Here is a 13,651-nt window from a genome sequence, read left to right as displayed (position 1 = left end):
CTGGGTACGGGCGCGAGTTTCGGAGACCGCAGGTAGTTCGCCGGTGCGTGCGACCGCAACGGCAGGCGGTTGCCGTGAGTATGCCGGTGCTGCCCACCGGCGCGCCCTCATCGAGTCGTGTGCGCGACCGATGAGATATCCCCACCCGGTGAGGCGAGCGCGGCCCGAGCCATATCGGCGACGCCGATCATGCCCGCTGCCTCCCCGAGTTGGGTGGTGCGGATGCGGGCCAGCGGACGATGGCCGCGCCCGGTGAGGGCGGCGGCGTACTCCTCGCGGGCCTCGTCGAGGAACAACGGTGCCGAACTGCTGACACCGCCCGCGATGACGACCAAGTCGGGATCGAAAATATCGGCGACGAAGGCAAGGCCGAGGCCGAGCCACCGGGCGAAATCGGCCATCGCGCGCAGGGCGAGCGGGTCACCGTCCTGTGCCGCGCCCGCGACGCGGCGGCCGGTGAGCGAGCCAGGGTCCCGGAAAACCTCCCTGGCCAGCACCGACGGCGCCGAATCGGTGGCGAGCAGTTCGATCGCGGTTTCAGCGAGCGCGGTTCCGCTGCAATAGCGCTCCCAGCAGCCCCGTTTACCGCAGGCGCAGGCGCGGCCCTCCGGCACCACCTGCAGATGCCCGAGTTCGGGTGCGATGCCGTGGGAGCCGCGGTAGAGCTTGCCGTCGATGAGCAGCGCGGCGCCGATGCCGGTGCCGATCGCGACGAGCACCACGTTGTGTCCGCCCGCCGCCGCGCCGAACCGGTATTCGGCCCACATGGCGGCATTGGCGTCGTGTTCCAGTAGCACCGGCAGGCCGAGGCGGTCGGTGAGCCGCTGCGCGATGGGTGCGTCCTGCCAGGGCAGATGCGGAGCGAAGCGGACGGTGGTGTGGTCGCCGTTGACGAAACCGGCCACCGCAAGGCCCACCGCGTCGATGGTGTGGCGGCCGGCCAGTTCACGCACGGCGCGGTCGATGGCGTCGTCGAGGGCGCGCGCCGAATGCGGGGTCGGCGCCTGCACGGTGTCGAGCACGTCACCCGCACCGTCGACGACGGAGGCACGGATATTGGTGCCGCCGACGTCGATTCCGACGGTCAGTGGGTGCGAACCCGCCGCCGCTGCGGTCATGGCTTGATCGTCACGGGGATGCCGACGTAGCGGGCGCGGGTGGTGCTCGCACCGGATTCGGAGGTACCGCCCGCGCGAGAGCCGGAATCGCCCGCACCGGCTGGGTTGGCCGCGCGGGATCGGGGTGCGTTGCCGGCACCAGGATCGGCTGTCCCGCCTGTGCCGGATCGCGAAGTACCGCCGCGGCCGGGCGGGTTTCCCGCATCGGGTTCCGGGGTGACCCCCGCGGGCTCCGCCGGGGTTCCGCCGCTGCGGATATCGGCGCGGACAGCGTCGGCGGCCGTGGCCTTGCGTGTGGAGCTGCGGCGACCTTCGCCGGTGGTGCGGCGAAGCCGGCTACGGCCGCGTTCGGAACGCGCGCCTCGGCTGTCGGCACTGGGGGTGGGATCACCGGGGGGCTCGAAGGATCCGGTCGCATCCTCGGATGTGGCAGCGGCGCCCTGTGATCTGGGGCTGTGCGCCGAGGCGGACTCCTCACGTGATGCGGTGGCGGGGCCAGCCCCGGCGTGATGACGGTGCCGCACACCGTGTTCCGCACCGTCCTCCGGCATCACCGGCTCGACCGGCACACCGGCCAGCGCCTCACGCAGCACCGTGACAATCGCGGTGCCGTGGTCGGCGATCGCCGAGAGCACATCGTGTTGTTCACCGCGGACCAGCGCGGCGGCCGCGCAGACGGGGCACCAGCTGCAGTTGTCCCATTCCGGGCTGCCGTCCGCCGCTGCCCGCCGCAGCACCGGTTCGACGCGTTCGAGCACGGCTTCGGCGAGCAGTTTGAGTTCGATGGCGAATTCGGCGAGGCCGTCGGGTTCGGCGGTGGCGGTCACAGCGGCCACACCTCCGGGTTCGGCTGGAAACGGACGATGAGATAGCCGCCGTCGAGTTCGGCGGCGGCGACCGTGCACCGCCGTAACACCGGCGCCAACCGCACCCGGCGCCTGACCCCGTCCGCTCCCACGATCAAATCGTCCTCCACTCGTCCCAGCCGCAGCGTTGCCGGATCGGCGACCGGCAAATGCATCCGCATCGCATACACCGAATGCAGCCCGGCGCCCGACTCCCATCGAACCACCGGTTCGCCGGAACGTGCGCCGCCCTCCGCGGGATTGTTGCCCAGGACCGGGTCCGTGTCGAGTTCCGCGCCGCGGCCGCGGCGCGCGCCGTCCGCGTGTGCGGCGACCGAAACGACCTCGTCCACGGCGTACGACAGCGCCGCCAGCGAGCCGACACCCACCGGTTCCGGGCCGGTATGCGCGGCGACAAGCACGTGGACCTCCGGCATGGCGCGGCGCAGACCGGCGATCACATCGTGCTGTTCGGCGCGCCGATTCTGGTACCAGTGCACCGCGGGATGGGCGGCGTCGGCGGGCCCGGTCGGTTCGGGAACCGCGGGCAGCACCTTGTTGATCACTACGGCGTCCAGCCGCAGCCCCAGCAGTGCCGCAGCCGAACGCACCCGTGCCGATTCGGCGACCGCGACCCGTTCGGCGACGGTGATCAGCCGTGCACTGGTGCGCTCATGGTCGGCCAGCAGATCGCGCACCTCGGTGACCGCGCGGACGATGCGCTGCACGGTCGCCGCCAGCACTACCCGGCGCAGATCGGTGCCGATACTGCTCATGGCGCGCGCGTGCGGCGGCCACACCCGGTCGAGGTAGCCGAGCAGCGTGTCGGGGGCGGTGACGATGCGCAGCATGTCCGCCGACGGCGGGCAGTCCACGACGATCACATCCCAGTCGTCCTCGTTTGCGTACTCGGTGATCTCCACCAGCATCAGCAGTTCCTGCACACCGGGTAGACCAGTGAGCTCCGCCGGGTCCAGCGCGCCGAGATCGATGCCGTGATCGTGGCCGGTGTCATTGGCAAGGAGCCGCGCCACCTCGCGGAAGCGGTCCTCGAGTAAAGCGAGGGAGTCGATCTCGATCACCTCGAGTCCCGGTACCACCGCGGCGATCCCGGCGACGGTGCCCGGATCGTGCGGGAACCGGAAGCCGAGCGCGTCACCGAGGGAATGGGCTTGATCGAGGGAGGCGACCAGGACCCGGGAACCGGCCCGCGCGTACGACATCGCGGTCGCACACGCGAGCGTCGTCTTGCCGACCCCGCCTTTTCCGATGAACAGCTCCACGCGAGTGCGGTGCGTGTTCTCGCTCGTCCTGGGTCCATCGCTGGTGCCGGGCATAGCTGCGCTGGTGCGGGGCCGATTGTCTGCGGCGCTGTGTGGGTCGGCGCCGGCGCTGGATCCGCCGCCCGGGCCGAAGCCCCCACCGCCGGAACCGGGCCCGCTGAGGCTGCTGCTGGAGATGGCTGCGCTTTCGCCGTGCCTGTCGGCGTCGGCATCGGGTCCGCCGCCTGCGCTGTGCCCGGCGCCGAACCCCCCACCGCCGGAGCTGTGCGCGGTCAGCCTTCGACCCGTTTCTTCAGCTCCTTCAGCGCGGTATCGGTGATCACCTTCTCGGCTTTGCGTTTGAACATGCCGATCATCGGGATGTTGAGATCCACGGTGAGCTCGTAGATCACCTCGGTGCCGCCGTCGGACTGGTCGACCAACTCGTAGCTGCCGTTCTGCGCTTTCTGCAGGTCACCGCTGAGCAGTGTCCAGGTGACGGCCTTACCGTCCGGGCGCCAGTTGTAGGCGAGGACGTAGGTGTCCTTGACGACGCCGGCGTCGAGCACGAAACGCGCGGTCCTGGCACGGCCGTCCGGGCCGGATTCGAGCACCTCCACCGATTTGGCCGACGATACCCACTCCGGGTAGGACGCCAGATCGGCGATAACGGACATCACCTGCTGCGACGGGGCCGCGATGACGATCGATCTCTGGGTCCGGTCGGCCATGACGGTGAACGGTTCCTTTCCGGCGACGATGCTGGCGGTGAAACGTCGGGTCGTGAGCTACGGTGCGACACCGGCCGGGCGGTCGGCCTCCAGCCGGGACTTCACCTCGAACGCCATCTTCTTACCCGCGACGCGGCGCGCCCGGTTGGCCTCGGCCAGCCTGCGCGGCTCGATCGGGCGCGTCGGCTCGGCGTGCAGGAAGTAATGCAGGATCACCCCGTCCAGCGAGGGTTCCAGCCACACCTCCATGGTGCCGGTCAGCGCGCCGCTGATGGTCCAGCGGATTCCTTTGTCGCCGCGGTCTTCTCGCACGTCCAAGGTCAGATCGGGCCACCAGCGCCGCCACTTGCCCGGCGCGGAGAGCACTTCACCGACCGCCGCGCCCGAGGCGGCGACGAACGTCTGATCTGCGACCTGGATACTGCTCACGCCGCTGACACTACCTTCCGCGCCGGTCGCCGCCGCGAACCCTCCAGGGCAACGCGAGCGTTCAGCGCAGCAGCTGACGCAGGCGGGCGCCGAGGGTGTCCCAGCGCCACTGCTGTTCGACCCAGTCGCGGCCGGCCGCGCCCATGCGGGCGGCGGCTTCGGGATCGGCGAGGATGTCGACGAGGGCGTCGACGATCTGGTCGATCTTGCGGCCGTCGACCACGCGCCCGGTCTTGCCCTCGATCACGGTTTCCGGTGCGCCGCCGGACCGTCCGGCGACGACGGGAACGCCGGAGGCGGAGGCCTCGAGATAGACGATGCCGAGACCCTCGACGTCCAGGCCCGCGCCGCGGGTGCGCGACGGCATCGCGAAGACATCGGCGAGGGTGTGGTGGGCGGCCAGTTCGTCCGAGCGCACCCGTCCGGTGAACACGACATCATCGGTGACGCCAAGCGCCTCGGCCAGCCCGCGCAACTTCTCCTCGTACGGCCCGCCACCCGCGATGACCAGCACCGCGCCGTCGACACGCTCACGGATCTCGCGCATCGCCACGATCAGCGCGTCCTGGCCCTTGCGCGGCACCAGCCGCGACAGGCACAGGATGGTCGGCCGGTCACCGAGCCCGTAGCGTTGCCGCAGCTCGGCACGCGCGGCGGGGTCGGGACGGAACACGTCCGGATCGACGCCGGGCGGCAGGTATTCGAGTGCGGCGTTCGGCCCGAACGCCGACGAGAACCGCGCCCTGGTGTATTTGCTGACATAGGTGACCACATCGGTGTGCTCGCCGATGACCCGCAGCGCCTGCCGGGCCCCCGGCAGCATCGACCACCCCACCTCGTGACCATGCGTACTGGCCAGGATGTGTTCGGCACCCGCGCGGCGCAGCACCGGCGACATCACCGCCAGCGGAGCGGCCGCCCCGAACCAGACGGTGTCGCAATTCTCGCTGCGCAACAACTTCGCCGCCCGCCGCATCACCAGCGGGGTCGGCAGCATCAACGTCGTGGGATGGCGCACCACCTGGAACTTCTGCTCGGCATCGAACTTCACATGACTGTCGCCCCGCCACCGCGGTGCGTAGACGACGAGGTCGTCGGGCGGCAGCTGTCCGGCCATTGCTTGCAGATAGGACTGGATACCCCCGGGACGCGGCGGGAAATCATTGGTAACCAGCAGAGTTCGAGCCATGCCACCAACCTACTGTGTCCCATTTGCGGTGCCTGCGGCACCGCGTGTTCGCGGCCCCTGGGTGTCTCGCGTCTCCGCTACCGCTGCTTGCCTTCGGCTTGCGCAGCGGCAGCGGAGACGCGAGACGGGCCGCGAACTTTGTTGCTCGGTCTCGCTTCGCTCGGAAGATTGTGGTTTTGCCGGCCGCTGTATGTGGTTGCACCCCGCGGTACCGCAGCAACGGGAATCACGCGGTGTGGACGCGAGCTACGGGGATCACGCAGGGCGGACGCGCAACCAGCTCTGCCAGGCGGGGATCAGGTCGGTGCGGCTGGTGCCGAGGACTTCGCGAAGGGCCGCATCTTCGGTGGCGGGGGACTGGGGGCCGGAAGCTAGGCGGCGGTAGAGGGCGACCAGGTGGTCGTCGTTGTAGGTGTCGGCGAGGTAGGCGCAGATCGACCACGCCAGCTCGTAGGCGGTGGCGGCGTCGGCGCCGGTGAATTCGGTGTCGGCGGGCAGGTCGGCGGGGACGGTGCCGGTGGCCAGCTTGGTGGCCAGGGTGGGGGCGATATCGGTGAAGGATCGATCGCGGCCGCGGTGGGCGGCGTATTCGGCGAAGCCTTCCAACAGCCACTGCGGGGAGCCGTCGACCGTTGATGCCCTGGTGGCGACATGGGTGAGTTCGTGACGCAGCAGAGCACGCATGCCCTCGGGGTCAAGGCGGCGCCCGGCGTCGGGGCCGAAGACCACGCGCTGGCCGGTCGGCTCGGCGCCGGGGGTGAACGGATCCGACACCGTCGCGGCGGCGATCTCGCCGGGCAGGTCGGTGCTCGCCCGGACCAGGGCGGCGAACTCGGCGGGGGCGGTGGACACCACGACCACGGCGGCACGCGACCAGTCCTGGCCCCACAGATCGGTGACGGCCGTGGTCGCCGCGGCGAGCTCGTCGGCGAGGATATCGACCTCACGCTGTTGCCGCGGATGGCCGATGACCAGCGCCGGTTGTGTGCCGCCGGTGGCCACCTGCCTGGTCACGAGCGGACCGAACGGCTCCGCGATGCGCCGGATCTCGGTCAGCCGCGCGTCGGCGAGGGGAAGCTGCCCGGCGACGGGAGCGGTGGTGCTGCCCGGCCTTGCCGCCCGCAACGGGGCCATCACCGAGTCGGGCAGCAGTAATAGCGCGGCACAGGTACCGGTCAGCAGAACCACCATGACGGTGGTGAGACAGAACTCGAAGCGCCGTCGCTCCGACAGCCAGTTACGGACGCGCCGCACACCGTTCATCGGTGCTCAGTATCGCCTGGCCGAGTGATAAGGCGTGGAACCCATCGGCGCGACAGCGACCGGAACGCCGAACGTGGAGGCGTGCAGCATCAGGCCGTTGCCCGCGTAGATGCCGACGTGAGTGATATCGGGGTAGAAGAACACGACGTCGCCGGGGCGAAGATCGCCCTTGGCGACCGGCGTGCCGTAGGAGGCCTGAGCGGAGCTGGTGCGCGGCACATCCTTGCCGACCTGCTTGAACGCCCACTGGACCAGGCCGGAGCAGTCGAACTGGTCGGGGCCGGTGGCGCCCCAGACGTAGGGATCGCCGACGCGGGTGAGTCCGGCGGCCAGTGCACTGGTGCCGCTACCGGGGACCAGCCCGCTCAGCAGCGTGTCACGATCGAATCCGGGCGGGAACGGTGAACCGGCCAGCGCCGACTTGTCCTTGGCCGACAGGGTGCCCCATGCCTCGATGACCTGCACGATCGCGCCTTGGAGATCGGCGCGTTTGCGTTCCATATCGCCGCGCACGCTGTTGGCCTTGTCGGCGGCGGTGCGGGCATCGTCGGCGGCGGTGCGCGCGGTGGTTTCGGCAGCGGTCGCGGCGTCGGTGGCCTTCTTGTACTGCTTCAGCTGGTTCGAGGTCTGGGTGGCCACCACGTCGAGGGTGGACATCTGGTCGAGCAGCTGCTGCGGCGAATCGCTGACGAGGACGGAGAACAGCCGGTTGGTGCGCGCGCCCTGATAGGCGGCGATCGCGGTGCGGTCGATGACCGGCTGATACTTGCGGACCTCGGCACGTGCGGCGTTGACGGCGTCGGTGGCCGTGGCGAGCGTGGCTTCGGCGTCGCGCTGGATGGCGAACTTGGCGTCGAAGTCGGCCTGCGCGCCGAGGGCCTGCTGGTTGAGCTGCTCGGACTCGCGGGACAGGTCGATCATCCGCTGCACGGCATCGCTTGCTGTGGTGGGCAGCGTGGCCGGATCGGCACCGGCAGGACCGCCGCCATAGAGCGCCACGGTGAGTAGTCCTGCTGTGATCGTCGCCCCTGCCAGGCGTTTCCTACCTCGACTGCGGAGTTGTGCTGCCACTGCCTGCCGTGCCCCGTTCTCGTGTGAAGCCGCGGAAAGGTCTCGATTAGGTTACGGAACGGCGACCGTCGGTGTCCAGTCCAGCACGAACCGATCACAGCCACCGGACCGGCCGGGGCCCGCACCGTAGGCAACGGTGCGGGCCCCGAGGGGTGCGGGTCAGAAACGAACCGCGCCGGCGACCGGCATGGAGGAGATCGGTGCGACCTGCACCGGGGTGCCCGCGGTGGAGGCGTGCACGACGTTGCCGTCACCGGCGTAGATGCCGGAGTGGCCGCCGCCGTAGAAGGACACGACATCGCCGGCCTGCAGCTGGTCCATCGACACCGGTGCGCCCGAAGCCAGCTGGGCGCCACTGGTGCGCGGCACGTCACGGCCGGCCTGGCGGTAGGACCACTGCACGAGGCCGGAGCAGTCGAAGGCGTTCGGGCCCGCGGCGCCGTAGACGTACGGCGAGCCGACCTTGGACATGGCGGCGTCGAGCGCCGACTGGCCGAGGGTCTTGGTCGGAGCGGTGAAGGGCAGCGGCGCGGGGGCGGGGATCTGCAGACCCGGCACGGCGGGCAGGCCGCCGGGGATCTGGTTCACGATCTGGTCCGGGACGTCGAAGGTACCGACGCCGGGGACGGTGACCGGTGCGGCCGCCGCGGGAGCGGCGGGAAGCAGGAACGCGCCGATGGTGGCAGCGCCGACGGCTCCGGCCGCAACGGCACGCTTGGCCTGTCGTTTGACGGTGGTGGACGCCATGATGCGGTACTCCCAATCTGCCTCACGACGCCGCACCGGGGTGGTGGGTCGGACTCCGCGAGGTCTCGATGAGGTTACGAACCGATCACGGTGGTTTGTAAAGCCGCGAACAAGCGAAACGACAATGGTCAACAATTCGGCGCGGGCGGCCTGCGATATGCGTCACAATAATCACGAAACGATAACGACGCGTTGTTTTGTCGGCGAACGCGGATGACGAACAGGCGTTACTCGAAGTAACAGGAAACCTTGCTGCCGATCGTCGACCGGGCATTATCCGCAGTTCACAGGACATCTTTGCGGCTGAGCGGCCCGGTCGCGAGATGGTAGATGGCCGGAATGGCGGGTGAAGGGGCATGGGGCGACCTACGGCGGTCTGGCTGGAATCCGACACGCCCGATGATTGATACCCGCGCACATAATCTGTGAGCTACGCCGCTTTTGTGCATTGGAGATCATTTAGCGGGTACCAAAACGAAAACCTCACGCGTGTAATTCGGACATTCCGCGCCGATTCTGCGCGCTTGCCGCGGAGGTGACCTCGGCCCGTCGCCGGCGCCGAACGTGTCGGACCCCGGTCGTACGCTGCACGCCGTGTCCGACTCCGTCCCGCGCCGCGCCGCCGTGCAACTGGCCTTCGACGAACTCGACACTCCGCTCTACGACACCGTCTTCGTCGTCGTCGACCTGGAGACCACCGGTACCAGCCCGGAATCGGACGCCATCACCGAGATCGGTGCGGTCAAGGTCCGCGGTGGTGAAGTGCTCGGCGAATTCGCGACGCTGGTCGATCCCGGCCGTGCCATCCCGCCCGCGGTCGTGCACATCACCGGCATCACCACCGCCATGGTGTGCGCCGCACCGCCGATCGAGGCGGTGCTGCCAGGGTTCCTGGAGTTCGCCAAGGGTGCGGTGCTGGTTGCCCACAATGCGAGATTCGATATGGCGTTCCTGCGCGCCGCGGCGGCCCGGAGCGAGACGCCATGGCCCGGAGCTCAGGTGGTGTGCACCGTCAAGCTCGCCCGGCGGGTGCTGGCCCGCGACGAGGCTCCGTCGGTGCGGTTGAGCGCATTGGCCCGGCTGCTCGGTGCGAGTACCCAGCCGAACCATCGCGCTCTCGCCGACGCCAGGGCCACCGTCGACGTGCTGCACGCCCTGATGGCGCGCGTGGGCAATCAGGGGGTCCACAGCCTCACCGAGCTGATCGACTACCTGCCCGACGTCACCTCGGGCCAGCGCGCCAAACGCGGACTGGCCGCGGACCTGCCCGCGCGGCCCGGTGTCTATCTGTTCCGCGGCCCGTCCGATGAAGTCCTCTATATAGGGACGGCGGTGAATCTGCGCCGTCGCGTGCGCACCTACTTCACTGGCTCGGAGACCCGCGGGCGGATGAAGGAGATGGTCTCGCTGGCCACCCGCATCGACCATGTCGAATGCGCGCACGGACTGGAGGCAGGGGTACGGGAACTGCGGTTGCTGCTCGCGCATGCGCCGCCCTACAACCGGCGCTCCAAATTTCCCAAGCGCGGCTGGTGGATCACCCTCACCGACGAACCGTTCCCGCGCTTCGCCATCGTCCGCAATCCCACCGTCGATGCGATCGGCCCGTTCGGCGGCAGGACCGACGCCGCCGATGTGGCGGCGACCATCGCCGAGTTCAGCGGGCTGCGTACCTGCACAACTCGCTTGTCGCGCACGGCAATTCACGACTGCCCACCCGCGGTGATCGGTGGCTGCTCGGCAGCGGCCGGTGGAATGCCCCTTAATAGTAAGGAATACGCGCGGGTGCCGGAATCGGTGCGCGCGCTGTTCGCGGGCACCGATGACGAAGGTGTGTGCGCGATGCTCGAACGTCTCCGAACTCACTCCGGCGCAGAGCATTTCGAGGCAGCCGCGCGGTTGCGCGACCGTGCGGTGACAGTGATCCGTGCCTTGCATCGCACCCAGCGGCTGGCCGCGATCTCCCGTATCGCCGAACTCGTCGCAGCCCACCCCGATGGTGGCGGCGGCTGGGAGTTCGCGGTGATCCGCTACGGCCGCCTGGCGGGTGCGGGAACGGCGATCAGGGGAGTGGCGCCGATGCCGGTGGTGGAACGGATTGTCGCGGCCGCGGAAACCGTCGTCTGCGACGACGACGATCTGTCGCCGTTGCGCGGCGGCTCACCGGAAGAGGCAGGCCTGGTGACGCGCTGGCTGGCCCGGCCGGGTGTGCGCATCGTGCGGACCAGTGAGGGCTACTGCGAGCCGCGACACGGTGCGGGCCGTCGGCTCGCCTGGGCGGCAGCGGCCGAGGCGGCGGCAGCGTCGGAATCGGAGGCCGAGGACTATGCGCGAGTCTCCGGCTGACCGCGACTGCGCCGCGACCCCAACGCATAGGGTTGGTCCCATGATTACCGCCATCGTCATGATCCACGCCGCCAACGCCCGCATCCCGGAAACCGCGCAGGCGGTCGCCGATATCGAGGGCGTCAGCGAGGTTTACTCCTGCGCGGGCGATGTCGACCTCATCGCGGTGGTCCGGGTACGCGACCATGAGCAGATCGCCGAGGTGGTGACCGGCCGCATCGACAAGACCGATGGTGTCGTGCGCACGACCACCCACATCGCGTTCAAGTCCTATTCGCGCGCCGATGTCGAGGCGGGGTTCTCGCTGGGGGAATGAGGCCGAGCCGACTCGAGGCTCAGGGGACCTGGATCGATGCGCCGGTGACCGTGCGGACCTCACGCGAGGCCAGGGTCGCGGTCACCTCGCCGCGGCAGCCGCGCCCATAGAACACGGTCACCGGGACGTCGGTGTGGTTCTCCAGCTTCAGCGTGCGGGCACCACCGCCGACCTCGACGCAGCCCGACGGATTGTGATGCACGGTGCCGTCGACCACCAGCCCGCCGCGCGCGGCCCCGGCGGGCCCGGCGCCGAGGACGGTTGCCACCGCGAGTGCGGCGAGCAGAGTGCCGGATACCACGGGCACACCGCGACTCATGCCTACCTCCAGACCACGATCGGACCGCGCAACTGTATAGCCCCGGCCGAAAGTTTGCTGGACAGGCCGACGATCAGGAGTCGCCGAGCGTGTTGGTCAGCTTCGCCCACCGATCCAGCAGTGCGGCCGCCTGCCCACTGTCGATCGCTGCGGCGGCCCGCTCGATCCCGGCGGCGAGCTGATCGTCCAGCTCGGCCTCCGGATTCCCCGCCCCCTGGGACAGGTCGTAGGCCACGATGGCCGCGCCGGAGTTGACCAGCACCGCATCGCGTACCGCGCCGGGCGTCCCGGCCAGCACATCACGCGCCACGCCGGCGTTGACCTGCGCGTCTCCGCCGCGCAGCGCGTCGAGATCGACGCGCGGGAACCCGAAGCGGGTCGGATCTATGGTCGCCTCACGCATCCGGCCGTTCGAGACGACCCAGACGTCGGTGGTGTCGGAGGTGGTGATCTCGTCGAGTCCGTCGTTGCCGCGCACCACCAGCGCGCTGCTGCCGCGTTCGGTAAAGACGCCCGCGATCTTGGGCAGCAGATCCGCGAACGCGCAGCCGACCAGGCCTGCGCGCGGCTGTGCCGGATTGGTGAGCGGTCCGAGCACGTTGAACACGGTCGGAATGCCGATCTCTTTGCGCGCGGGCCCCGCGAAGCGCAGTGCGGGATGGAACAGCGGTGCGAAACAGAACCCGATGCCGACCTCGCGCACACAGCGCGCCACCGATTCCGGGCCGAGGGCCAGCCGCACGCCGAGCGCTTCCAGCACGTCGGCGCCACCGCTCTTGGAGCTGGCGGCCCGATTGCCGTGCTTGATGACCGGCACCCCCGCGGCAGCGACCACGATCGAGGACATGGTGGAGATGTTCACCGAGCCGGAACGGTCGCCGCCGGTGCCGACGATGTCGACCGCGTCGCCGTCGATGTGCACGAGCCTGGCGTGCCCGAGCATGCCGGTGGCGAGCCCGGTCAACTCCGCCGAGGTCGGGCCCTTGATCTTGATCGCGACGCCGAACGCGGCGATCTGCGCCGGCGTCGCATTGTCGGAGAAGATCTCGTTGATCACCCATTCGGTGTCGTCCGCGGTCAGGTCGCCACCGTCGGCGAGGGTGCCGAGCACCTGGGGCCAGCTGCGCACGCTCATCAACATCTCCCATCACACTGGTACGCCCACCAGTCTCGTAGGCAACAACCCTAATGCGCCCACCCCGACGCGGTCTTTCGATATCTGTTCGCGAGCCCGGCGCACGGCGCGTGTACTTGATCTTCCTGGCCGATTTCCCGGCGTTCTCCCAGGAAGCGGTACCACCAAATCCGACACGCACGGGCAAGTTTCGTACCCGGGTACTCCTGTCGTACTACGACGAGTCATACTTACCCCCGTGACGACCGCAGTAGGCACCCCAGGATCGGCCATTACTCAGCGTGTGCATTCGCTGAACCGGCCCAACATGGTCAGTGTCGGCACCATCATCTGGCTGTCCAGCGAGCTGATGTTCTTCGCCGGCCTGTTCGCGATGTACTTCGTCGCGCGTGCGCAGTCCACCGAGTGGCCGCCGGAGCCGACCGAGCTGAACATGAAGCTGGCCGTGCCGGTGACCGCCGTGCTGATCGCCTCGTCGTTCACCTGCCAGCTGGGTGTCTTCGCCGCGGAGCGCGGTGACGTCTTCGGCCTGCGGCGCTGGTACGCGCTCACCCTCGCGATGGGCACGTTCTTCGTGCTCGGCCAGGGTTATGAGTACTACAGCCTCGCCCAAGAGGGCACCACGATCTCGAGCAGCTCCTACGGTTCGGTGTTCTTCATCACCACCGGGTTCCACGGTCTGCACGTCATCGGTGGTCTGATCGCGTTCGTGTTCCTGCTGGTGCGCACCAAGCTGAGCAAGTTCACCCCGGCGCAGGCCACCGCCGCGATCGTCGTGTCCTATTACTGGCACTTCGTCGACATCGTCTGGATCGGGCTGTTCGCCACGATCTACTTCGTCCGCTGACCCGGGCTCAGTGGAAGCTTTTGCACAAGTCGG

At 69.2% G+C, this 13,651-nt stretch carries 14 protein-coding genes; 3 read left to right on the top strand and 11 right to left on the bottom strand.

Features of this window, described 5'->3' with window-relative positions:
• Positions 1–107: 107 nt before the first annotated feature.
• The 9 genes from ACFXNW_RS13380 to ACFXNW_RS13340 form a co-directional block, all read right to left on the bottom strand.
• Complete coding sequence (locus ACFXNW_RS13380; RefSeq protein WP_379417898.1) at positions 108–1,118, bottom strand: ROK family protein; 1,011 nt, start codon at positions 1,116–1,118, stop codon at positions 108–110.
• Positions 1,115–1,945 carry a hypothetical protein gene (locus ACFXNW_RS13375; RefSeq protein WP_379417897.1) on the bottom strand — a complete coding sequence of 277 codons (831 nt, stop codon included), beginning with the start codon at positions 1,943–1,945 and terminating at the stop codon, positions 1,115–1,117. Before ACFXNW_RS13375 ends, ACFXNW_RS13380 begins: the two co-directional genes overlap by 4 nt.
• On the bottom strand, positions 1,942–3,246 hold the full coding sequence (locus tag ACFXNW_RS13370) for an ArsA family ATPase (RefSeq protein WP_379417896.1): 1,305 nt from the start codon (positions 3,244–3,246) through the stop codon (positions 1,942–1,944). The genes ACFXNW_RS13375 and ACFXNW_RS13370 overlap by 4 nt, the downstream gene beginning before the upstream one ends.
• A 272-nt stretch (positions 3,247–3,518) precedes the next feature.
• Positions 3,519–3,956, bottom strand: coding sequence for an SRPBCC family protein (locus ACFXNW_RS13365; RefSeq protein ID WP_379417895.1), 438 nt, complete (start codon positions 3,954–3,956; stop codon positions 3,519–3,521).
• Positions 3,957–4,013: 57 nt separating this feature from the next.
• Entirely contained in the window at positions 4,014–4,385 is a 372-nt protein-coding gene (locus ACFXNW_RS13360) for a polyketide cyclase / dehydrase and lipid transport (RefSeq protein ID WP_379417894.1), read from the bottom strand.
• Between the two features lie 61 nt (positions 4,386–4,446).
• Entirely contained in the window at positions 4,447–5,574 is a 1,128-nt protein-coding gene (locus tag ACFXNW_RS13355) for a glycosyltransferase family 4 protein (RefSeq protein ID WP_379417893.1), read from the bottom strand.
• A 255-nt stretch (positions 5,575–5,829) separates the two neighbouring features.
• Entirely contained in the window at positions 5,830–6,837 is a 1,008-nt protein-coding gene (locus ACFXNW_RS13350; protein WP_379417892.1) for a peptidase MA family metallohydrolase, read from the bottom strand.
• A gap of 6 nt (positions 6,838–6,843) precedes the next feature.
• A complete protein-coding gene (locus ACFXNW_RS13345) occupies positions 6,844–7,908 on the bottom strand; it encodes an NlpC/P60 family protein (protein ID WP_379417891.1) in 1,065 nt (354 codons plus the stop codon).
• A gap of 159 nt (positions 7,909–8,067) precedes the next feature.
• The gene (locus tag ACFXNW_RS13340) at positions 8,068–8,655 is read right to left on the bottom strand and encodes a C40 family peptidase (protein WP_379417890.1); all 588 of its coding nucleotides are present in this window, start codon (positions 8,653–8,655) and stop codon (positions 8,068–8,070) included.
• Positions 8,656–9,249: 594 nt separating this feature from the next.
• Here ACFXNW_RS13340 and ACFXNW_RS13335 point away from each other — a divergent pair.
• Positions 9,250–11,001 (top strand): DEDD exonuclease domain-containing protein, encoded by a 1,752-nt coding sequence (locus ACFXNW_RS13335; RefSeq protein ID WP_379417889.1) that lies wholly within the window; start codon positions 9,250–9,252, stop codon positions 10,999–11,001.
• A 40-nt stretch (positions 11,002–11,041) separates the two neighbouring features.
• Complete coding sequence (locus tag ACFXNW_RS13330) at positions 11,042–11,317, top strand: Lrp/AsnC family transcriptional regulator (RefSeq protein WP_163825225.1); 276 nt, start codon at positions 11,042–11,044, stop codon at positions 11,315–11,317.
• Between the two features lie 19 nt (positions 11,318–11,336).
• Here the strand turns inward: ACFXNW_RS13330 and ACFXNW_RS13325 are convergent, their stop codons facing one another.
• Together ACFXNW_RS13325 and trpD are read right to left on the bottom strand one after the other, a co-directional pair.
• Positions 11,337–11,636 (bottom strand): hypothetical protein, encoded by a 300-nt coding sequence (locus ACFXNW_RS13325; RefSeq protein ID WP_379417888.1) that lies wholly within the window; start codon positions 11,634–11,636, stop codon positions 11,337–11,339.
• 73 nt (positions 11,637–11,709) lie between these two features.
• The gene (gene trpD / locus ACFXNW_RS13320) at positions 11,710–12,771 is read right to left on the bottom strand and encodes an anthranilate phosphoribosyltransferase (RefSeq protein ID WP_379417887.1); all 1,062 of its coding nucleotides are present in this window, start codon (positions 12,769–12,771) and stop codon (positions 11,710–11,712) included.
• Positions 12,772–13,009: 238 nt separating this feature from the next.
• On the opposite strand from trpD, the gene ACFXNW_RS13315 reads away from it, so the two are divergent.
• Entirely contained in the window at positions 13,010–13,618 is a 609-nt protein-coding gene (locus ACFXNW_RS13315) for a heme-copper oxidase subunit III (RefSeq protein ID WP_379417886.1), read from the top strand.
• Positions 13,619–13,651 lie beyond the last annotated feature (33 nt).

The sequence above is a fragment of the Nocardia sp. NPDC059180 genome, assembly GCF_042754945.1.
Lineage (GTDB): Bacteria > Actinomycetota > Actinomycetes > Mycobacteriales > Mycobacteriaceae > Nocardia.
This window is presented reverse-complemented; position numbering and strand designations above follow the sequence as displayed.